Here is a 21,656-nt window from a genome sequence, read left to right as displayed (position 1 = left end):
CAGCTCTTTTATATTTCGCTCATTATTTGTTTTGCTTTTGCAGGCTGCATCGAAACAAAATAATTAAATGCCTGATCTAGTTTTTTCTGGGCAGCAGCATTTCCTTTTTTCGCAATACGTAAATCATACAATTTACTGATATCTGGAAATATACTTTCTGTATTTTTTACTCCCGCAAAAGTTTTTATTTTTTCAATGAAAGAATAACCAAATTCTACTGTTGGTTCAATCATGGTTCCTTCTCCGAAATCATTCCACGTAATCATCTGAATGTAGTTCACATTAGCATTTTTAGCCAGTGTAAGTGTTTCGTCTAATGTCACTCCGTTTTTATGATCGATTGTCCAGCCAATTGCTGCTCCGCCACCACCTTCGGCATAAAAATCTTTAAACCCAGGATAAGCGCTTCCCATTGCAAGAGCCAATTTTGGTTTTGTGTTTGTGTAGAAATTCGTCAGGAAACTGTTGTCTTTATAAACCCAAGCATATTCACCAGAAGCATTTTCTCCTGCTTTTACCGAATGATCCCAAAGTGTTAGAAAAGTTGGTTTTGTCGTTAAGGTATTGAAGACATTGGTCCATTCTGCAGGCGTTTGCAAAACAATTGGTCCAAAATTCATCAACAACGGTTTGCCATTAATTTTGATATAATTAGCATCAGTAAAATAATTATTTTGTACATAAGCCAAATCTGTTTTTGCGGCGCTGGTTACCGAAATTGCTTTTCCTGCATTTACTACATTCGTCAAAAATCGGTCTTCATAAACAATGGCATATTCTAAACCAACTTTATCCAGCATTTCTATTAACTGCTCTGTATTTTCTTTGACCATTCTATAATCATTAACATCGTAAGTGCCATACCAATCGATTAGAATACCATCAATTCCTGAATATTTCATCAACAATAAATGATTTTCAATCACATTTTTATCGCCTGAGTGATACGGTCCAATCAGCGGATAATAATAAGATGCTATTTCTCTACGTCCGCTTGCATTTACATTGTTCGGATTTTTATTTGCCATCGTCCAATGATACCCCCACTTTTTATCGGCACTGCTTTCATTGGTTTCAAACCACGGCATGTAATGCATATAAATCTTGGTACTGTTGGTTTTCTCAATCGCAACAGGTGCTGTTTTTTCTGGTTCTGTTGGCGTATCTGAACCTTTGTCATCGCTGCTGCAGCCAGCAACCATCACAATATTCATTAAACCAAAAACCAGTGATGTGATATATCTTTTCATATTGATACACTATTTTATTTATACTTAATAATTTAAACACATAGAAACATAGCTTTAGAAACTTAGAAAAAGGCGTTTCACTCGCATACATACACATAGCTATGTGTGAGAAACTAGTTTCTTTCCCTCTCCTTTTTACACATAAAAATCTATGTTTCTATGTGTTAAAAATATTTTAAGCATTGTAGATCTATTTAATGCAATCTTTAAAAATAGGTCAGCCTTCCACGACTAACCAACATGGAAGACTGACACTCAATAACCTAATACCCAGGATTCTGTTTCAGGTTTTTATTAGTTGTTAATACGGAACTTGGAATTGGGAAGATTGCTCTATATTTCTCTGTTGTACCTTTTTCCCACCAAGGCAAGAAAAATGTTCCAAAACGAATATTATCAGTTCTTCTTCTTCCTTCGAATGTAAATTCTTTCAACAATTCCTGATCAACAAAGGCAAGGTCAATTGTAGTTGGCATTTCTTCACCAGCACGCGTAACCACTTGTTGTAAAAACGGTCTTGCTGCCTCTGGCGATCCTAAACGAACGTAACATTCTGCTTGCATCATTAAGATTTCTGCATAACGAATTAAAACGAAATCGTGATCACGCTCCCACTGTTCTCCGTCTTTCATTTCATATTTCGCTAGACGAACACCTTCATTTTCTTTGGCATCTGTCAAACTTGTTAAGTTTTCTGTGTACGTCAACGGTTCTCCGTTATCCATCATAATAACAGAACCAGTAGCCAGATTGATCTGATCTCCGTGCAGCATACATTTTTTTCGTTTATCGGTATCCGCAAAAGCAGAATAAACTCCAGGCTGCGCACACATTCCGTTGGCGCTCCAAGGGTAATTTCCTGTTGCAGAAATCGCCAGTTTTTGATTGTAATGAGCAGACATTGAATTCATATAATTTCCAACTGTTCCTGCTTTTGAATCGTAAGGAATCGCAAAAATAATTTCGCTAGAAGTCTGATTTTCTGTAGCAAAATTGGCAAAGAAATCAGTTGTTAAAGTATATCCTGAAACTTTCTGGCACATATCAATACAATCTTGCCAACGTGCTACACCAATAAAAGCTTCTGAATTAAGATATAATCTTGCTAAAATCGAATAGGCTACGTTTTTTGTTAATTTAGAATACACCACATTTCCATTTAGATACGGAATCGCATCTGTCAGTTCTTTTTCGACAAAATCATAAACCTGCTTTCTTGTTGAATTCGATGGAAGATCTGTATCTTCAAAATTGGTTACGATTGGCACATTTCCGAATAAATCCAAAAGATTGTAATAGTAATAGGCTCTAACTGCTTTTAGTTCAGCAAAAATGGGGGCTTTTGCCTGCTCTGTTAAAGACGATTTATTGATCTGATAAATGATGGCGTTGATCTTTGCAATTCCGGTATAATTGTAACGCCAAGCCGAAAGAATCATTCTATTGTCTGCTTTCCATGTATGTTTTTGAGCATCTTGATATTGTCCTCCATCGTACCAGTTGGTTCCTCTCGTTGGAATCGTAGCTTCGTCTGAAACTGTTTCATTCAAAAAGAAAACATATTCGCAAGTCGGATAGTTATTTGAAATCGGATCGGCAAATCCTCTTAACGAAGAATATGCTCCACCAACAAGCGCATCAATTTCTTTGGTTGTGTTTCCGAACTGTCCATCTTCAACCTGATCATATAACTGTTCGTTTAGATCAGTACATGATACCGTAAAAAGCATACTTAAAAGTATTGGTGCTATTATTTTGATTTTCATTTTTAGTATTTTATGGTTATCAATTCGCTTAATTATTCAGCGTAAAATTTAGTCCAACAGAAATCGTAGTTGGTCGAGGATAATTATTATATCGGTCTATTCCAGGAGCTGCCAAACCAGTTTGATCCATAACTCCAGTTTGATTAATTCCGTCTTGAGCATTTAAGCCAATCTCTGGATCTACTCCTTTATAACCTGTAATTACAAATAGATTTTCTCCCATTACATACATTCTAACTTTAGATTTTTTGTATTTTAATGGTAAAGTGTAACCAAGAGATAAGGTTTGCAATCTGAAGAATGAAGCATCTTCAATCCAGTAATCTGAATATTTTGGAGCCGACGTGATTCCGCTGTTTAAGAAATCGTCTGGAACATTAAACGCTGGTAATCTGTTCGGATCGTTCAACATCATATTGGTTGCATTTAATGCTTTTTGACCAAACATTCCGTATCCTGAAATTCCAAGATCAAAGTTTCCGTAAGTAAAATTCATTCCAATTCCTAAAGTCAAATCTGGCTGAATATTTCCTAAATCTCTTTTATCTGCATCCACCAAAGCGCTTTCTGCCACCACCTCGTTAGCAGCATTGTAGTACTGAATTTTTCCATCAGCATCTAAACCAGCGTTTTTGAATCCCCAGAAAGTTCCAACCGGATATCCTTCAGCAATAATTTGAGAATATTGTCCTGACATACCAGCCAATCCATGAAGCGATCCGCTGTAAATAACGTCTGTTTTATAAGTTGGATTAGAAAGCTTTTCGATTTTTTGAACGTTATGTCCCAATGTCAAATTAGCATTCCAGTTGAATTTATCTCCTTTAACGATATCAGCATTTAAAGTTAATTCTACTCCTTTATTAGACATTTCACCAACGTTTGCCAACATTGTACCCACTAAATATGGAGGTTGAGGCACTTCATAAGTGTATAATAAATCTTTTGTTGTTTTAGAATAATATTCAAAAGATCCTGAAATTCTATTAAAAAGTCCGAAATCAAAACCAATATTAAGTTGCTCTGTAGATTCCCATTTCAAATCAGGGTTTGGGTTTTGTTTTGGAGAATAAGCCAAACTCCAAGTTTTAGTAACCGGATCATAGTAACTGTCATTTCCAACTCCTAAAATTGAAAGTGATTTATACTCTCCAATTCCGTCCTGATTTCCAGTTACTCCATAACCGACTCTCACTTTTAAGTTGTCCAACCAACCTTTTGAAGATTCCATAAATTCTTCATTAGAAATTCTCCACGCTGCAGAGGCAGAAGGAAAAGTTCCCCATTTATTATTTTCTCCAAAACGGCTTGATCCATCACGTCTTACCGTTGCTGTTAGTAAATATTTCCCATCATAACTGTAATTCGCACGAGCATAGAAAGAAACTAAATTTGATTTTCCTTTGTATGAATACACATCGCTCAAACGATAATTATATCCAGCGCCCAAGTTGTTATAACTAAAAGCATCTGTTACAAAACCACCTCTTTGTGCTCCAAAACCTTGATAGATATTTTCCAGATATGAATATCCAGCTAATGCACCTATATTATGTTTGTCGATAATTTTGCTGTAATTCACATACAATTCACCTTGCGCATTGGTGTATTCTCCATAATTTCTTTGTGCAAAACCCCCTTCAGTCTGACCTTCCATAACGGCATAAGATGGTTTATATGTTGCACCTTTCACTGCATTATGTTCTAACGAAATATTAGCTGTAGCGGTAAAATCATTAAGGAATTTTACATCTGTTTTAAAATATCCTAAAAGTCTGTGTCTTTCGCTATCAAATGTTCTGTTGGTTAAAATCTCAACCGGATTTTGATAAATATTTCCTGTTACTTCGCTGAAATTTCCATTTGAATCGTAAACCGGAATCGTTGGATTTAAGTTATACGCTCTTTCAAAAATTCTATAATCAATCGGGTGCCATTTGTCGATATTGGCAAATAATCCCATATCGAATTTTACTTCTTTATTGTCTCCAAGAAATTGGTAAGCACTAACATTTCCGCTTAATCTTTCTAAACCAGATTTTTTAATAACTCCTTCGTTGTTTAAGTACGAAAGTGAAGTTCTAAAACCGCTGTCTGCTTTTCCAGAATTGATACTTAAAGTATGTGTTTGAGAAATAGCAGTTTGTTCAATTGCTTTTTGCCAATTGGTATTTCCGCCATAATCTACTGCATCTGCTAGTCCGTTTTGACGAACATAACCTCTCCATTGATTTGCTGAAAGAAGATCTAAATTATCATTCACATAACCGAAACTAGTTTGTCCGTTATAAACAACAGAAACGCCTTTTGTTCCAGATTTTGTAGTAATCATAATTACTCCGTTTGCTCCACGAGAACCATAAATTGCAGTTGCAGAAGCGTCTTTCAAAACGTCAACCGATTTAATATCTGAAGGTTGAACAACATTGATATCAACGCCTGCAATTCCATCTACCACAATAAGCGGACTATTACTTGCTGTTAAAGAAGTTCCTCCGCGAAGACGAATTGTAGAACCTGCGGCAGGATCTCCAGAAGGTCGAATAATATTCAATCCCGCTACTTTTCCTTGCAAAACTTGTTCTGTAGAAGAAATCGTTCCTTTTACCAAATCATCTGCTCCAACTGTAGAAATGGCTCCAGTCAAATCTGATTTTTTTACTTTTCCATACCCTACAGAAACAACTTGAACTTCTGCCAATGCATAACCATCATTTTGCAGACGGACCTCATAATTATTATTTCCAGTAATCTGAACTTTCTGTGTTGTAGCTCCGATAAACGAAATCTCAATTGCACTTCCTGCGGCTACCTGAAGGCTGAATTTTCCATCAAAATCTGTTGTAGTTCCGTTTTTTGTTCCTACTTCAATGATAGAAGCTCCTGGCAATACCGTTCCTGTATTGTCATAAACGGTCCCTGTGATTTGTTTTTTCGTCTGCGCGAATGCACCGGCAGAAAGAAAAAGCATAAAAATCATCAATACCGCTCCTTTAGCAGTCCACATTTCATGCAGGACGCTTTTTATATTTTTACTATTCATTAGAATTGGTGTTTTAATTTAATAGTGAATTATTTGTCTAGAGTTTTTAGCGGAATCATCGTATCCGAAATCGTTTTGTCTTTGTTGTCTTTAACCAAAACATGAATTTCGTTCAAATTCGGAAGTCCGTTTAATTCTGTTACCAGATTGACAAAACCCTTAATTTCTGTAGTTCCTCCAGTAAACTCACCAGAAATCGTTTTTGTGCCCGCTGTAATCGTGTAAATCAATTTATTTACGCCTACTTCATTGTTTTTTCTTGACATTCCCAGAAAATCTTTTTGACTGATTTGCAATGGAAAAAAGCTGAAACTTGGCGGTGGCGGCGGAATAAATTCTCCTGCATAAATAATCTGGTCACCCGAATTTGTTGTCCAATCTTTTGCTACCATCAAGAAAGTGATGTTTTCCATAACAAAACCTGCTGGCGGATTGTAGTATTGCTGCGGAATCAAATCCATTCTATAGAAACCATTTCCTAAATCTTTCAATTTTGTTTTTTCAGAAACATCTGGAAGCCACGCCTGATATTCTTGTAAAACAGCCCAATTGTTTAAGCCACTATGAAAATGAACACTTTCAACACCTGCAAAACCCTCTTTTAGATTTGCATTGAATAAAATACTAACTGGTTTATCGATTAAAGGTTTTGAAGGATATGATCTAATTAACTCATTTGAAGTATAAAAAGAAGTGAAATCCGTGTAAGGCATATTTGCTACTTCACTTTGTTTCGATCCGTTTTTGTTTTTTAAACGAAACCAAAATCCTGCACTTGCTGCAATTTCTGCCGGAGTTTTAGTAAAATAAACGGTTGGCGTTAAAGTAAAACTCCAAATTTTATTTCCTTCATATTTTAGTTTTGCAAAATCTGAAGAGTTTTCCCAATGTCCTGCATCTGGCTCAGAAGGTGACCAAATCCAGATATAAAGATCTTCTGTTTCTGCAAATGTGGTTCCCGAAAGATCAAAATACCACGTCACTTTTTCATCGTATTTGTACACAACAGGAAATGATGACATTGGTCCTACTGCACCTGCTGTTTCCTGCGCCTGAATAAAATTAGGAGCCATTAACAAGGCAAGGAAAATTGTATATATAAACTTTTTCATATTACTTTTAATTAATAGCAGTTAATTTAAATACATAAGACACAAAATCTACTCCGCCTGAGGTACGGGTTAACTGAATCTGCATTTCTTCATTTTTTCCAGGAACAGAAATTAATCTAAGTTCATCTGTTTTGGTTGTTTTCTGTGCATCACTGTACAAATAGATTTTGTTTGCACCACCATTTGTTGGTTGAAAATCTGAACTTAATGCCCAGTAGCCCTTTGGAGCGAATAACGGAGGGACATTTCCAGTAACTTCGTAACTTGTTGGCTGGTTTTTTTCGTCTACGTTGAATTTGATTTTGAAATCTTCGTAATTGAAATAAGTGCTCAAGTTTTCTTCATTTGGTTCGATCTTATTTGCCTTGGCAACTTCGTCGACCATTTTGAGATTTGTTAATGCCCAATTCCCATTTACTTTTTCATAAAGGGTAATCGGATCTACGTAGCTTCCGTCTTCTGTGTTATCGCAGCCAATGGCAAAAAAACACATCATAAAAGCTATCCAATAAAGACTTTTACATTTCATAAAATTTTGGTTTTTGTTAGTTTGTTATCCCCTTCAAAAGGATACAGCGAAGCTAGAAGTTAAATAAATCCTAAAAAAAATATCTGAGAAAAATCAAGATATAATTCAGACATTTTAAACCATAAACAACTAAAAGTCAATAATTTATAATTATTTTTACAAATAAAAAATCAAGGTCTTGTTTAGATAAAAAACAGTGTTTTTTTAATGGTAAAAATGACAATATGCAAAATATTTAGTATATTTTTTTCACTATGCATTTATATAACCTCTTTTTATTGTATAATTGCAAATAAATTGACCGTTTTTAACATTTACCGCTAGTTTTCCCTTCAAAAATCATCTTTTAAAGCGATGTTATTAAACGAATTACAAAATTCCTGAAAGCCAGATTTTCAATTAATTTCAAGCTCATTTTAATCTTAAAACGAATTAACTAACTATACAAAAAACCAACCTTACCCTAAACCAAACCTAAATCATGCGAAGAATATTCATACTGTTTTTCTTCATTTCAGGATTTTCTTTAACTGCGAAAGAGACAAATCCATATTTAGAAGAATTAGATCAGGTACTCTTAAAAAAAGATGTTTACCTGAAACAGAAATATCGAAAAATTGAAGCCTTAAAGAAAAACGTATCTAAGTTTACGCTAAGCCAAAACAATGAAGATCTATACAATTGTTACATGGCTTTGTTTGACGAGTACAAATCTTTCAAATACGACTCGGCTTATTATTATTTGGAACAATCAAAAATCAAAGCCAAAATTTTAAAAGATCCCAAATTTTTGTCTAAAAGCCGAATCAAAGAGGGTTTTGTACTTTTGTCTTCAGGACTTTTTAAAGAAGCAATTGATACACTAAATGTAATTGATGATAGCAAACTGGATCAAAGAAACAAATTCGAATATTACAACATCAAAGCCCGCGCCTATTATGATTTAGCCGATTATAATCGTGATCAGCGTTTTAACATTCATTATATCCAACAAGGAAATCATTTCTTGAAAAAAGCCTTGGAGTTAATCGGAACCAATACCAATGAATATTGGGCTGCAGAAAGTTTAAAACGCTTGAAACAGCAAGATTGGCGTGGAGCCGAATTCGCTTTCAGTTATTGGATTAACAACTATAATCTTCCTCCAGAATATTACGGAATTGCTACTTCGAGTCTCGGTTACATATATTCCGAACGAGGTTATACTAAAAAAGCCATTCAATATTTAGCCATGGCAGCCGTTGCCGACGTTAAAAATGCAACCAAAGAAACCGTAGCGCTTCGAAATTTAGCCAACGAACTCTTTAAAATGGGTTATTTGGATAAAGCCAATGAATACATCAACATTGCAATGGATGATGCTACTTTTTATAATGCCAGACATCGAAAAATTGAAATTTCGTCGATCCTTCCTATTATAGAAAAAGCACAATTAAACAATGTAAAAGATAAAAATGATAAACTGGAAAAAATCATTATTCTGTTGACAATTCTCACTGTTATTATTTTTGTTTTTCTTGGTATCATTTTCAAACAATTAAAAGAAAAGAACAAAGCCAGAAAAATCATGGCAGATTCTTATTTGAAATTACAAGAAATGAATGTGAGTTTAAGCGAAGCCAATGCCATTAAAGAAGAATATATTACGTATTTCATTAAAGCCACTTCGGCTTTCATTAATAAAATAGATCACATTCAGAAAAGTACTTTGCATAAAATCATCACTAAAAAAACAGATGAAGTTATTGCGAGTTTAAAGCGTTATAACGTGAAGGAAGAACGAGAAAATTTATTCCATCAATTTGACGAAATCTTCTTAAAACTGTTCCCGACATTTGTAACAGATTTCAATAAGTTATTCCCGAATGATCATAAATGCATTGTCAAAAAAGGGGAGTTATTAAATACAGAATTACGAATTTTTGCTTTGTATCGATTAGGAATTCAAGACAGCAATCAAATGGCAGAATTCCTGGAACTTTCTGTAGCTACAATTTATACTTACAAAACCCGAATTAAAAGCAAATCTGATTTCAAGGATACTTTTGAGCAGAAGATTATGGAGATAAAAACGATTTAATTTTTTTTTCGCCACGAATTCACGAATTTTATTTTTTCCAATCAGTTCGTGTAATTATTGCGCACAAATTTCACGTATCATTTTAAATAAAAATTCGTGAATTCGTGGCGGAAAAATTTTCACTCAACACTTTCCAATTGCAAAATAGTATTCTGATAAATCTTACTCAACGAAAACAATTGCTCTACAAAAATCATAATCGCAATTGGCACAAAGAAAAACATCAGCAAATCTTCTTCATATAAAAAATAAGTCGAAATCATGGCGAGACGAGCATATTCTAGGTAATAAATCCATTTGCGTTGTTCTAGTAAAGCGCCACAATTGATTAAAGTTATAATGACTAACGAAAGCACAAATATCTTATCATAACTTTCTAAATAATCAAAATAATAAGTAAAAACGGTTAAGATAAGAGTACAAATTCCCAACTGAATATAAAGGTAATTTTTGAATCGAAGTCGTTGATTTGGCGCTGCTTTATCCTGCAGAAAACGCTTTTCAAGAGTTGGACGAATATCTTGATCCATATCGGCTGGACTTCCGAAAACGGCTTTCCACCTTGCTTTGAATCCGTTGGAGCGTTTCCATAATTCGTAGATTTCAAAGTAATAATGAAAATGTTGCCACAAGAAACTATAACTTTTTAGCGGATGCGTTAATCCGTATTTTGGTTTTTCTTCTTCAGTTTGGAAAGTTCCAAAAAGTCGATCCCAAAACGTGAACATATCGCCGTAATTTTTGTCCAGATATTTTTCATCAGAAGCATGATGAACACCATGAACAGAAGGCGTTACAAATACATATTCCAGCCATTTTATTTTTCCGATAAGTTGCGTATGGGTAAAGAAAGAATAAGCGCCGTGAACAATCAGCATTGTAATGACCATTGTGGGATGAAAACCAATGAAAGGCAAAATGCACCAAAATCCCGTTCGAATAATCGCTTGAAATGTTGTAATTCTAGCTGCGGCAGTAAAATTAAATTCTTCGCTATGATGATGCACAATATGCGCTGCCCAGAAAAAATTGACTTCATGCCCAAGTCTATGATACCAATACCAGACAAAATCGGTTGCAAGAATTAAAGCAAACCAAACTAAAGCATTACTCGGAATCTCAAATATTCTATAATCATCATAAATCAAATAATACAATTGGTAAAAACTGGCGGCGACAAATAAATTAATCAAACGCTCTGCAATTCCGATGGAAATGTTAGAAACAGAACTTTCATAATTAAAAATTTCAGGCTTTTTTCTGCGTTGAGCAAGCTTATATTCTAAAAACAAAAAAAGAAAAAAGGCCGGCATGGCAAATGCTAGAAAATTGATATTTTTCATTTTGTATGATATTTTTCTATTCTAAAATTATGTATTGAGGTAATTTAATTTTAAACACATAAAAACATAGATTTTATTACTTCTGTTTGAGATTACAAAAAAAGCAAGCTTTAACACATAGCTATGTGCATTTAAACTAGTCAAACGCCCACTATAGACCTCTAAAAACTATGTTCCTATGTGTTTAATAATTCTACCCAACGTTTTAATAAGTCAAACGAAAAAGACATTTCCATCAATTACGTTCTTTTAGGAGAGACAAAAACGTAATCAACGAAAATGATCTTTTACGAATTAACCTGATTTAATTCTGCTTAAATAAAGGAGCTTCCAAAGCAACTTCCTTAACCGACTGTGTTTCGGCTACTTTTTTCAAAGCAATAATATAAGCAGCAATGCGAGGCGTTACATCATGTTTTACTGCCACTCTAAAAACAGTATCAAAACCTTTTTCTAATATATCTTCCAGACGTTTATTAATCTGGTGAATTCTCCAAGACTCCAAAAGTGAATTCTGAAGCCATTCGAAATAAGAAACCGTAACACCACCGGCATTGGCCAAAATATCAGGAACAACTAATATATTTTTATCATGCAAAATCTGATCTGCATCTGAAGAAACGGGTCCGTTTGCTGCTTCAATAATAATTCTTGCTTGAATGTCTTTTGCATTTTTCTGTGTAATTACATCTTCTTTCGCAGCCGGAATCAAAACATCGACATCTAAAAGCAATAAATCTTCATGTTTTATGGCAACCGAATTTGGATACCCTTTTATGGTTTTATTATTCAAATTATAATACAAAATCAGCTCTGGAATATTAATCCCGTTTGGGTTGTAAAATGCTTCTGAAACATCGCTCACTGCAACAACTTTCACTCCTTTTTCATGAAGAAATAAAGCAGAATGTAATCCAACATTTCCAAATCCTTGAATGGCTGCTGTAGCTCTTGCTGGTCTGATTTTTAGTTTTTGAAGTGCCAAAAGTGTAACAATGCTCACTCCTCTTCCTGTTGCTTCAACTCTACCCAAAGATCCGCCAGAATGCAGATGTTTTCCTGTTACTACGGCATGAATTGGTCTTCCGTGTAATAATGAAAATTCATCCATTAGCCAACCCATTTCATCTGGTCCTGTTCCCATGTCTGGAGCGGGAACATCTTTTTCTGGTCCGAAAATATCGGCTAAAGCTTTCGTATATGCTCTTGTAATTTTTTCTAATTCTGTTTTAGAATGATTTCTCGGATCGCAAATAATGCCGCCTTTTGCACCACCAAAGGGAATTCCAGTTACAGCAGATTTCCAAGTCATCCAGGCGGCAAGTGCTTTTACTTCATCAATATTCACTGCGGTATCGTAACGAATTCCGCCTTTTGAAGGTCCTAAAGCTGTGTTGTGAATTACACGATATCCTTCAAAATTCTGAACGTTTCCATTATCCAAAGTGATGGAGAAGTTTACCGTGATTTGTTTTTCTGGACGCTGCAATTTTTGTCTGATAGAATTATCTAAGTTTAAAATGTCTGCAGCGATATTAAAGCGATCAATCATCGATTGAAACGGATTATGTTTTATAATTTCTGAACTCATAATTTATAGTTTTTAGGTTTGGGTTATCTTTTTTATGATTATTAAATCGCTGAGTGAAATTAATTTTAACACATAGAGACATAGCTTTTGTAAACTTAAAAAAGGCGTTTCACTAATTTCAAAACACATAGTATGGCTATGTGTTAAAGCTTGCTTTTTCTTTACTCTTAAACGAAACAATAAAACCTATGTCTCTATGTGTTTAAATTTTATTTCCTCGAACGGGTTATTCATTTCATTTTCTTCGTCGAAAATTCATTCCTTTCTTATTCCTATTAGATGCAACACGGAATCTTTATCAAGCATCGGCGCATCAAAATTTTCATATTTCTATTCGTTCTCATATTTAGATTTTTTAATGATTCAAAAAAAAGCCTTTCATGGTGCAATGAAAGGCTAAAAAAAAAATAACTAACAAGTACTTTCTCTATTAACGCCATTTCAAAACGTGATTCATCATGCAGCACATCGCAAAGCTGCATTTGAAAGACGTCATAATATTTCGGCTATAGTTTTTCATTGTTGAGACAAAGCTACAAAATTATATTTATAAATTCTATAGAATTAGTAGAATTAAATTCAATTAATTAAAAACACAACATAAAATCATTTAAAAATCAAAGGATTATCGTTTAAAAAAAATTACTGCAATTGTGACAAAAAGATAAAAACTACAGCAACTAAAGCCAAAACCAATCCCAAAATATTGATTTTAGATAGTTTTTCTTTGAAGAAAAAAGCACCTATAAGTGTTCCTAAAATAATTACCCCCATGTTCATTCCTGCAAAAACAGTTGACGGATTTTCAGCAAATGCTTTATGTGCTTTTAAGTAGAATAATATATTACCAAAGTTGAAAATTCCAACCAATATTCCGAAAGGAATGCTTTTTAGAACAAAATTTTCTTTCGCTACAAATAACTTATATATCACAATAAGAATAGAAACCGCAAAAGCAATTAGAAAAACAAAAAATAAAGAGGTTGTATAAGGAACAACCGTATATAAAGCGATTTTCTTGAAAAGAATATCAATAACTCCAAAACCAAGTAAAACTGTTGAGGGATAAATCCATTTGTTTTCTGTATTGTCTGATGGCTTTTTCAAAATGAATAAAAGCGCTGCAAAACCTACCAAAACTCCTATAACTTTATAAGTATTAAATCCTTCATTAAACAACAGCCAAGCCGCCAAAATCGGAATAAAAAGAGATAATCTCTGCGCTGCATCTGTTTTTGCAATTCCCATATATTTTATAGAAAGTGCTAAAAAAAGAAATAATATTGGAAGTAAAATTCCAATGGAAGTATAAATTTCTAATGGCGCTTTATCATCTAAAGCGTTAAGATCTGGCGTAAAAGTAAAGTAACAAAGCGTAATCGCAGCGATATAATTGAATGAAATAATTTGTGACGGATTAGCATTATACTTTCTAGAAACCTTGAATATAACGCCAACAACAACACTGCAAAGAATACTTAATATAAGGAATAACATAATTTTTTTTTGGATTGTAAAAGTAATTATTAGTAACGATAAAGATTCAACCAGTTTTGAAAAACAAGATAGACCAGATAGAAATTATTTTTTACTTGTATAAATTGACTTAGCAATTTCAAGTTTTTATCTTTTTGTCATCCTGAGCGAAGTCGAAGGACACAAAGTAACTCCTCATAGAAATTCGCCAATCTTTGTAGAGCTTCTAGCGTGTCCTTCGACTTCGCTCAGGATGACAATAGGAATGAATCTATGTGTTAGAAACTAGTTTCTTTCAATTACCTTTTACAAATCTAAAATTCTATGTTTCTATGTTTAAAAAAAATAAACCCAACAGATTTCAACATCTATTGGGTTTAAGTATATTATTAAATATAATTTTAGAATTTACTAATATAACTTCCGTAAATATCTCTAAACTGATTTCCTTTTGCAAAACGGTCTTTGCTCAGTTTTTTATATTCAACCAATCCCCAAAGAATGAATTCTTTCATGAAATAAACATCTTCTTTTGCCAATTGAGGCTGGTATTTTTTTAATAATTCGTCAAGCGGAGTTACTTCGTCTAAAATACTTTTGTATTCCTTGTCTGAAGCATCATCTAATAATTCGAATCCGCTTTCCGCGAAAAACCATTCTACAACATCAGAATATGGCGTTTTTTCGTCTGGCTTTTCTAATTTTTCAATTTTAGGGAAATATTCTGGGAATAAAGTTCTAATGGCAGAACCAATCAGACTTTCCGCTACAACATCGGCTCCCTCCTGCTCTCCTTCGTAAACCAATTCTACTTTTCCTGTGATTGCTGGAATGATTCCAACAAAATCTGACAAACGTAATGACGTTTTATCAACACCAGAAATCAAAGCACGTCGTTCTGCTGTACTAATTAAGTTTTCGAATGCCGTAATACTCATTCTCGCACTTACACCACTTTTATTGTCGATGTATTCGCTTTCGCGAGCTTCAAAACTAATTTGCTCTAAAATATCTCTAGCCAAACTTGGAACATAAACAACATCGGTTTGATTTTGATCTAATTTTGATTCTTGTTCCGTAATCGTTCTCGCAATCTCGATACTTTCTGGATAATGCGTTAAAATCTGCGAACCAATTCTATCTTTTAAAGGCGTTACAATACTTCCTCTATTGGTATAATCTTCTGGATTTGCCGTGAAAACAAATTGCATATCCAAAGGCATTCTCAATTTGAAACCTCTAATTTGAATATCGCCTTCCTGCAAAATATTGAATAAAGCAACTTGAATTCTAGCTTGTAAATCGGGTAACTCATTAATTACAAAAATACAACGATTCGCTCTCGGAATCATTCCGAAGTGAATTACACGATCATCTGCGTAAGATAGTTTTAAATTAGCCGCTTTAATTGGGTCAACATCTCCAATTAAATCGGCTACTGTTACGTCTGGAGTTGCCAGTTTTTCGAAAAAGCGTTCACTTCTGTGCAACCAAGAAATTGGCGTTTCATCTCCTTTTTCTGCAATTAAATCCTTTGCAAAACGAGAAATCGGATTTAGGGGATCATCGTTAATTTCCGAACCTTCCACAAACGGAATATATTCGTCTAATAATTCAATCATTTTACGCGCCAAACGCGTTTTTGCCTGACCGCGAAGTCCTAATAAATTAATATTATGACGAGACAAAATCGCACGTTCCAATTCTGGAATTACGGTATTTTCAAATCCGTGAACACCTTCAAAAACAGGTTTCCCCGATTTAATTTTCTCGCGAAGATTATTACGCAATTCGTCTTTTATGCTTGTAGTTTTATATCCAGCGGCTTTTAATTGACCTAAAGTCTTTATAGTATTTATTTCCATTGTGTTGAAATGTAAATTTTTATTATTGTTTTGTTTTTAAAGAAATGAGCGTTGCGTTTATTCGCCCTCAAAAGAAACCTTTGTTACTTTGTTACTTTGTCACTCAGAAACTTAGAGTCTTAGCAACTTAGCACCTTTATTTAACTCTCTTCTTCCTATTCGCTTCATAATCCTCAAAAATCATTTCACCCAAACCTTTCAATCCGGTATAAAATGCTTTTCCTTGATTGGCTTCGGTAAACTGATTCACAAAACGCTGTAAATACGGATCTCGAGCGATCATAAAAGTCGTAATCGGAATATGAAGTTTTCTAGCTTGTTGTGCTTGCGTGTAACATTTATCGACAATATATTCATCCAAACCATTACTGTTCATATAATAAGAACCATCACGTTCGCGAACGCAGCTTGGTTTTCCGTCGGTAATCATAAAAATTTGTTTGTTGGTATTTCGCTTTCTGCGAAGAATATCCATCGCCAATTGCAAACCCGCAACGGTATTGGTATGATAAGGTCCAACTTGCAAATAAGGCAAATCCTTAATCGGAATCGTCCAGGCATCATTTCCAAAAACTAAAATATCTAACGTATCTTTAGGGTATCTTGTTGTGATTAATTCCGCTAAAGCCATTGCAACTTTTTTAGCAGGCGTAATTCTATCCTCTCCGTACAAAATCATACTGTGACTAATGTCAATCATCAAAACCGTACTCATTTGTGCTTTGTACTGTGCTTCTTCGACAACCAAATCGTTTTCTGTTAGTTTAAAAGCATCAACACCATTATTAATTTGGGCGTTTCGAAGACTTTCAGTTAACGAAATTCTTTCTAAACTATCGCCAAAATTAAATTCACGGAATTCTCCAGTATGTTCATCGCCATTTCCGGCATGTTTTGTTTTATGATTTCCGCTTCCAGATCTTTTCAAGTTTCCGAAAATCTGATCTAAAGCTTGTTGTCTAATTGCTCTTTCTGTTTTGGCAGTTATTCCAAAACCATTACTTCCATCACCTTTTACTTCATCTCTGATGTATCCTTTTTTCTTTAGGTCTTCGATAAAATCGTCAATAGTATAATTTTCGTCGGTAAGTTTGTATTCGACATCCAGTTCCCGAAGCCAGCTAATTGCTTCATCAAAATCGCCCGAAGTATGGGTGATTAACTCTTTAAAAATCGTAAAAAGTTTGTCAAACGGAGACTGAAAAGGAGCTTCGTAAGTCTTAAAATAAAAGCCTTTTTTAAATTCGTTTTTCATAATTCTAAAATTACATCTTTTTGGAATTATGAAAAACGAATAGTTTATTAATTTTTAGTTAAAATATTTAACCAAAAATCAGGACTAACAGTGTTAGATATAATAATTATTCAAACTTTGCGTCCAAATAATACCAAGCACCATTTTCGAATTTAAAAATAGAGAATTCGTAATGCACTTGAGGTTTATTAGCTGAATCTAAAAAGTAAGCTTTGAATTCTACAGTGTTTTCAGAAGAACTCAAAATCTCTAATTTCTGCCATTTATTCGATACCGCCCATCTTAAAATTTCTGATTTTGAATAATATTTTCGCTCCGAAACATAAGTGGTTCCCATCAAATAATCGGCATTATGAGTCGCATACGCAGAATATCTTGATCGCATTAAAGTTAATGCTGAAGGTGCTTTTTGATTGTTATTCAGATATAATCCACAGCAATCTTCAAAAAGCAGTCCTGTGTCGCAGTAGCATTTTTTACTCTCCATCAACCGGTTCTTCTCCATTAATTTTAACGTGAAGCTGATTCAATAAAACTTGGTAACGCGTTATTTCGCGAACTTCTTCATCTTCTTCAGCAAAATCAATCATTTCGTCTAATGTTTCGCTTACTTCCAATAATTTATTGTTTGCTTCTCTGTCGTTTTTCGCAGCAATCAAATCAATGATTTCCTGTACGTTTGCTTTTAATTCATCGAATTTACTATTCATGTGTTCTTTTGTTGTTTTTGTTTCAAGTTTCAAGTTTCAAGTTTCAGGTTTCAGGTTAACTTGGAACGTGAAACCTGAAACTTGAAACCATTTTTATTCCTCTTCGTTTTTACTTTCGTTGAATTTTTTCATTATTTCCTTCAACTTTTCTTTGCGTGAAATTTCGGCTTGTTTGGCTTTCGCTTGAGCTTTGTGCAATTTATCGTTGTGCTTTTTGATGTTTCTTTCGTTATTTCTTCCCATTACACCTCTCTTTTAATTTGTTCTAACGTTTTTTCGGTGAAAATCAATTCGTTGATAATTTGTTTTCTCAATTCATCAATATCATCATAATCGAAATATTTCGCCCATGAAGTTAATTGCTGCAGATTACGAACTTGTTTTAATCTTTTTGTGGTTTCAAAACTCGTTCTTAAAATCGCTTTTCCATCATATTCCGGATTATTTTTATGTTCGTAATTAGCCAAATTATTCTCGAAATCTGCTTTTATATAGTACAGTTTTTCTTCGGCATTATCTGGATAAAACTCCTCCCATTTAGCAAAACCAATTTTAGTTTTCGATTCGGTTTCTGGATTTCGGGCAATTAAGCGCCATTTGCTGTTGGCCAACCTTCCCCAATGATTCGAAACGCGGTACATTCCTTCTTCTGTATAATAATAAGTACTTCCTGCTTTACTTTCAAATTGCTTTTTCAATCCTTGAATTGCATCTGGAAGAACTTCATTAAAAGCACAAAAAGTATTTTTAAAAGAATTAGGATGTGGTTTAAAATTTTTCTGCATGTGCAAATATACTCAGATTACGGCGAACTCCCTAAACCAAACATTAATTGCTTACTTTTGTGCTTTAATTCAAAACAAAAAAATCATGTCTAAAGATTTAGAAAAAAAAATGCCGCAAAAAGGAGTTTTTACCGGTATTATCGAAAAAGATGAAAATAATAATTATTTCTGTGGTGTATATCTTTTAGACTATAAAATGGTTGAAGCCAAATTTAAAGTCGGCGATTGGATTACAATAAAATCTGTTATCGAAAATCCAAGCGACATGAGCTACAAACAATATCCTAAAAAATCAAGAAACTTCGATAAAGCGAATCATAAACCGGAATAATTATTTGTTTCAGGTTTCATGTTTTTCTTGTTTCAAGTTGTTTGTTGGAACGTATTTTTAACCGCAAAGTACGCAAAGAATTACGCAAAGCACGCTAAGTTTTTTAAATTAAGAAACTAAACATGATCTAAATATTAAGTTCGTAAAGCTCTGTGTCGACAAAGCTTTGCGAACTTTTCATTTTAATGATTCTCAAAAAAAAACTTTGTGCTCTCTGCGTTAAAACAAAACTTTGCGAACTTTGCGTAATTCTTTGCGTACTTTGCGGTTAAGAAAAACAACTTAACATTTTAATAAACCAACTTTGCTGAATATTTTTTACATCAAAACTAAAAAGTTAAAAAAAAGTGTACCTTTGCAAAAAATTTGTCGATTTGAACTAAAACAAAACGATTTCAAACTAATAGACAAGTAGTTACCTTTTATTTATGAAAAAAATAGTTGAATACCGCAAGTTACTAAACGTAGAAAAAACTGCAGAGTTAAAAGATTTAAAGACAATTTATCGTAATGCGATGAAAGAATCTCATCCTGATAAATTTGTGGGAAATGAAGCTGGTTTAAAAGAAGCAGAAGAAAAAAGTAAAACGATTATCGAAGCTTACCACTTTTTAGTAAGTATTCACCCTGATACTATCAAATTAAATTTACCTGAGTATACAGAAACAATTTCAACTTGTTCTATCACAGATTATAAATTTGTCGAAGGTCGTTTAATTATTGATTTTTCTAACGGAAGTGTTTACGAATACATCAGTGTTCCTAAAGCAACTTACGTGAAAATGGTAAATGCTGATTCTCCTGCGAGATTTGCAAAAAGACACATTTTAAACTCTTTTACTTGGAGAAAGAAAACAAACCAAGAATAAGTTTAAACACTAAATATTAGAAAAAAGCACTCCGTTAAACGAGTGCTTTTTTTATGATTAAAAATTTAAAAATTGAATATAATCATTTCAAATAAGTTTCTTAATGCTAGTTTTGCATTAAAAAAAGCCAACAAACACGTTGATTTAATGCATTTTAACCTAAAAAAAACTATAACAAAATTTTAGGTTACAAAATTCTGTATGTTCTATAATTTTAGATACTTTTGTTGCACAAATCAATTAACTAATTAATTTTTTATAATGAAAAAAATACTTTTTGTACTTACAGCTTCTGCAGCTATCATTTCTTGCAGCAAAGTTAAAGATGGAGAATACCTTATTACAGGTACTGCTACAGGAATTGAAAACGGAAAAACAATCATTTTGCAAGGTGCTGATCCAGCTACAAGAATGCCAATTTCTTTAGATACAGTAAAAGTTGAAAACGGAAAATTTGAAATAAAAGGAAAAGTAACTGAGCCAGCTTTTCATACTTTAATTTTACAAGGAGCTAACGGACCTATCCCATTAATCCTTGAAACAGGAGAAATTAAAGTTACTATTGATAAAGATAGTATCCACAAGTCAAAAGTTTCTGGAACTTACAACAACGATGAGTATGTTGCTTTTACAGAAGACATGACAAAAACTCAAAAAAACTTAATTGATTTTCAGAAAAAGAACAATCAAAAAATGCAACAAGCTCAACAAGCTCAAGATACTGCAGTTATCAATAGTTTGATGAAACAATACATGACTATTCAAAAAGAGGTTCAAGAGACTAGCAAAACTAAATATTTAAAGTATGCTGAAACTCACCCTAAATCATTCATTACTGTTTTAATTGTTCAAAGTATGTTGAACGATCCTGCAGCAGATATGAAAAAATTAGAAGGTCTTTACAACTCTCTAGATGAGTCTGTAAAAAATACTGCTCCAGGAAAAGAAATCAAAACTAGATTTGGTCAAGCAAAAATGCCATCGGTTGGTGCTACAGCTCCAGCTCCAGGCAGCGCTAACTGAAGAGCAGATTTTTCAGCACCTAATCCAGAAGGAAATGTTATCTCTCTTAAAGAGAGTTTAGGCAAAGTAACAATTGTCGATTTCTGGGCTTCATGGTGTGGACCATGCAGACAAGAAAATCCTCATGTAGTAGCTTTATACAAAGAGCTTCACGCTAAAGGATTAAATATTATTGGAGTCTCTTTAGACAAAGACGCTGCAAAATGGAAAGAAGCTATCGCAAAAGATGGCTTAACTTGGACTCATGTTTCTAATCTGAAATTTTGGGACGAGCCAATTGCAAAACAATATCATGTTGAATCTATTCCTGCAACTTTTATTCTTGATGCATCAGGAAAAGTGGTAGCTCAAGATTTAAGAGGTGATGAATTAAAGGCTAAAGTTTTAGAATTATTAGCAAAATAATCATCCTATAAATAATTAAAAAAATCTCCCTCGTGGAGATTTTTTTGTTTTATACCGTATCGAAAATTTTAAAAAAAAGTCACTTTACACAAAAGTAATTAAAACTATATTTTAAAATATTATTAGAATATTGACCCAAATATCAATATTACAGTTTTAAAATTTGAGAAAAAGTCCAATAGTAATTAATTTCAAGGGATTATTTTTTATCGAAATTCATTTA

18 protein-coding genes and 1 pseudogene are annotated in these 21,656 nt (G+C 33.5%); 5 read left to right on the top strand and 14 right to left on the bottom strand.

Translation table 11 applies throughout. The annotated features are described in order from the left end of the window. Positions 1–8 precede the first annotated feature (8 nt). The 5 genes from K6T82_RS04245 to K6T82_RS04225 all read right to left on the bottom strand — a co-directional run bounded on the left by K6T82_RS04245 (position 9) and on the right by K6T82_RS04225 (position 7,700). On the bottom strand, positions 9–1,250 hold the full coding sequence (locus K6T82_RS04245) for a glycoside hydrolase family 99 protein (protein ID WP_223704676.1): 1,242 nt from the start codon (positions 1,248–1,250) through the stop codon (positions 9–11). Between the two features lie 263 nt (positions 1,251–1,513). After that, positions 1,514–3,016: a RagB/SusD family nutrient uptake outer membrane protein gene (locus tag K6T82_RS04240; RefSeq protein WP_223704675.1), complete on the bottom strand. Its 1,503-nt coding sequence runs from the start codon at positions 3,014–3,016 to the stop codon at positions 1,514–1,516. A gap of 28 nt (positions 3,017–3,044) precedes the next feature. Then, positions 3,045–6,059, bottom strand: a complete 3,015-nt coding sequence (locus K6T82_RS04235) for a SusC/RagA family TonB-linked outer membrane protein (protein WP_223704674.1) — start codon at positions 6,057–6,059, stop codon at positions 3,045–3,047. A 29-nt stretch (positions 6,060–6,088) separates the two neighbouring features. After that, positions 6,089–7,171: a hypothetical protein gene (locus K6T82_RS04230; protein ID WP_223704673.1), complete on the bottom strand. Its 1,083-nt coding sequence runs from the start codon at positions 7,169–7,171 to the stop codon at positions 6,089–6,091. Between the two features lie 7 nt (positions 7,172–7,178). Then, a complete protein-coding gene (locus K6T82_RS04225; RefSeq protein WP_223704672.1) occupies positions 7,179–7,700 on the bottom strand; it encodes a DUF5004 domain-containing protein in 522 nt (173 codons plus the stop codon). A 481-nt stretch (positions 7,701–8,181) separates the two neighbouring features. On the opposite strand from K6T82_RS04225, the gene K6T82_RS04220 reads away from it, so the two are divergent. After that, positions 8,182–9,780, top strand: a complete 1,599-nt coding sequence (locus tag K6T82_RS04220) for a DUF6377 domain-containing protein (protein ID WP_223704671.1) — start codon at positions 8,182–8,184, stop codon at positions 9,778–9,780. Between the two features lie 119 nt (positions 9,781–9,899). Here the strand turns inward: K6T82_RS04220 and K6T82_RS04215 are convergent, their stop codons facing one another. From K6T82_RS04215 to K6T82_RS04175, 9 genes are all read right to left on the bottom strand, one after another. Continuing rightward, complete coding sequence (locus K6T82_RS04215; RefSeq protein WP_223704670.1) at positions 9,900–11,123, bottom strand: sterol desaturase family protein; 1,224 nt, start codon at positions 11,121–11,123, stop codon at positions 9,900–9,902. A 304-nt stretch (positions 11,124–11,427) separates the two neighbouring features. Further along, positions 11,428–12,714, bottom strand: a complete 1,287-nt coding sequence (locus tag K6T82_RS04210; RefSeq protein ID WP_223704669.1) for a Glu/Leu/Phe/Val family dehydrogenase — start codon at positions 12,712–12,714, stop codon at positions 11,428–11,430. A gap of 642 nt (positions 12,715–13,356) precedes the next feature. Then, positions 13,357–14,211, bottom strand: a complete 855-nt coding sequence (locus K6T82_RS04205; protein ID WP_223704668.1) for an EamA family transporter — start codon at positions 14,209–14,211, stop codon at positions 13,357–13,359. A 380-nt stretch (positions 14,212–14,591) separates the two neighbouring features. Further along, complete coding sequence (locus K6T82_RS04200; protein ID WP_223704667.1) at positions 14,592–16,055, bottom strand: MoxR family ATPase; 1,464 nt, start codon at positions 16,053–16,055, stop codon at positions 14,592–14,594. Between the two features lie 136 nt (positions 16,056–16,191). After that, positions 16,192–17,310: a vWA domain-containing protein gene (locus K6T82_RS04195; RefSeq protein ID WP_223704666.1), complete on the bottom strand. Its 1,119-nt coding sequence runs from the start codon at positions 17,308–17,310 to the stop codon at positions 16,192–16,194. A 106-nt stretch (positions 17,311–17,416) separates the two neighbouring features. After that, complete coding sequence (locus tag K6T82_RS04190; RefSeq protein ID WP_223704665.1) at positions 17,417–17,815, bottom strand: YchJ family protein; 399 nt, start codon at positions 17,813–17,815, stop codon at positions 17,417–17,419. Beyond that, entirely contained in the window at positions 17,787–18,020 is a 234-nt protein-coding gene (locus K6T82_RS04185; protein WP_223704664.1) for a hypothetical protein, read from the bottom strand. The genes K6T82_RS04190 and K6T82_RS04185 overlap by 29 nt, the downstream gene beginning before the upstream one ends. A 93-nt stretch (positions 18,021–18,113) precedes the next feature. After that, a complete protein-coding gene (locus tag K6T82_RS04180) occupies positions 18,114–18,263 on the bottom strand; it encodes a hypothetical protein (protein WP_223704663.1) in 150 nt (49 codons plus the stop codon). Next, entirely contained in the window at positions 18,263–18,805 is a 543-nt protein-coding gene (locus K6T82_RS04175) for a hypothetical protein (RefSeq protein ID WP_223704662.1), read from the bottom strand. Before K6T82_RS04175 ends, K6T82_RS04180 begins: the two co-directional genes overlap by 1 nt. A gap of 85 nt (positions 18,806–18,890) precedes the next feature. Between K6T82_RS04175 and K6T82_RS04170 the strand changes: the two genes are divergently transcribed. The 4 genes and pseudogenes from K6T82_RS04170 to K6T82_RS24660 all read left to right on the top strand — a co-directional run. Then, entirely contained in the window at positions 18,891–19,136 is a 246-nt protein-coding gene (locus tag K6T82_RS04170) for a hypothetical protein (protein WP_223704661.1), read from the top strand. Between the two features lie 428 nt (positions 19,137–19,564). Next, positions 19,565–20,005 (top strand): KTSC domain-containing protein, encoded by a 441-nt coding sequence (locus K6T82_RS04165; RefSeq protein ID WP_095931645.1) that lies wholly within the window; start codon positions 19,565–19,567, stop codon positions 20,003–20,005. A 261-nt stretch (positions 20,006–20,266) separates the two neighbouring features. Then, a complete protein-coding gene (locus K6T82_RS04160) occupies positions 20,267–21,028 on the top strand; it encodes a DUF4369 domain-containing protein (RefSeq protein ID WP_223704660.1) in 762 nt (253 codons plus the stop codon). Between the two features lie 18 nt (positions 21,029–21,046). Further along, a pseudogene (locus tag K6T82_RS24660) lies at positions 21,047–21,433 on the top strand (TlpA family protein disulfide reductase); the annotation flags it as partial. Between the last annotated feature and the right edge of the window lie 223 nt (positions 21,434–21,656).

The sequence above is a fragment of the Flavobacterium potami genome, assembly GCF_020026915.1.
Classification (GTDB): Bacteria; Bacteroidota; Bacteroidia; order Flavobacteriales; family Flavobacteriaceae; genus Flavobacterium; species Flavobacterium potami.
Note: the sequence above shows the minus strand (reverse complement) of the source record. Positions and strands in the feature narration are given on the sequence as shown.

Bases quoted from the DNA above. Each gene is read 5' to 3' on its own strand.
- K6T82_RS04245 (WP_223704676.1), bottom strand. From the start codon at position 1,250: ATGAAAAGATATATCACATCACTGGTTTTTGGTTTAATGAATATTGTG.
- K6T82_RS04240 (WP_223704675.1), bottom strand. From the start codon at position 3,016: ATGAAAATCAAAATAATAGCACCAATACTTTTAAGTATGCTTTTTACG.
- K6T82_RS04235 (WP_223704674.1), bottom strand. From the start codon at position 6,059: ATGAATAGTAAAAATATAAAAAGCGTCCTGCATGAAATGTGGACTGCT.
- K6T82_RS04230 (WP_223704673.1), bottom strand. From the start codon at position 7,171: ATGAAAAAGTTTATATATACAATTTTCCTTGCCTTGTTAATGGCTCCT.
- K6T82_RS04225 (WP_223704672.1), bottom strand. From the start codon at position 7,700: ATGAAATGTAAAAGTCTTTATTGGATAGCTTTTATGATGTGTTTTTTT.
- K6T82_RS04220 (WP_223704671.1), top strand. From the start codon at position 8,182: ATGCGAAGAATATTCATACTGTTTTTCTTCATTTCAGGATTTTCTTTA.
- K6T82_RS04215 (WP_223704670.1), bottom strand. From the start codon at position 11,123: ATGAAAAATATCAATTTTCTAGCATTTGCCATGCCGGCCTTTTTTCTT.
- K6T82_RS04210 (WP_223704669.1), bottom strand. From the start codon at position 12,714: ATGAGTTCAGAAATTATAAAACATAATCCGTTTCAATCGATGATTGAT.
- K6T82_RS04205 (WP_223704668.1), bottom strand. From the start codon at position 14,211: ATGTTATTCCTTATATTAAGTATTCTTTGCAGTGTTGTTGTTGGCGTT.
- K6T82_RS04200 (WP_223704667.1), bottom strand. From the start codon at position 16,055: ATGGAAATAAATACTATAAAGACTTTAGGTCAATTAAAAGCCGCTGGA.
- K6T82_RS04195 (WP_223704666.1), bottom strand. From the start codon at position 17,310: ATGAAAAACGAATTTAAAAAAGGCTTTTATTTTAAGACTTACGAAGCT.
- K6T82_RS04190 (WP_223704665.1), bottom strand. From the start codon at position 17,815: ATGGAGAAGAACCGGTTGATGGAGAGTAAAAAATGCTACTGCGACACA.
- K6T82_RS04185 (WP_223704664.1), bottom strand. From the start codon at position 18,020: ATGAATAGTAAATTCGATGAATTAAAAGCAAACGTACAGGAAATCATT.
- K6T82_RS04180 (WP_223704663.1), bottom strand. From the start codon at position 18,263: ATGGGAAGAAATAACGAAAGAAACATCAAAAAGCACAACGATAAATTG.
- K6T82_RS04175 (WP_223704662.1), bottom strand. From the start codon at position 18,805: ATGCAGAAAAATTTTAAACCACATCCTAATTCTTTTAAAAATACTTTT.
- K6T82_RS04170 (WP_223704661.1), top strand. From the start codon at position 18,891: ATGTCTAAAGATTTAGAAAAAAAAATGCCGCAAAAAGGAGTTTTTACC.
- K6T82_RS04165 (WP_095931645.1), top strand. From the start codon at position 19,565: ATGAAAAAAATAGTTGAATACCGCAAGTTACTAAACGTAGAAAAAACT.
- K6T82_RS04160 (WP_223704660.1), top strand. From the start codon at position 20,267: ATGAAAAAAATACTTTTTGTACTTACAGCTTCTGCAGCTATCATTTCT.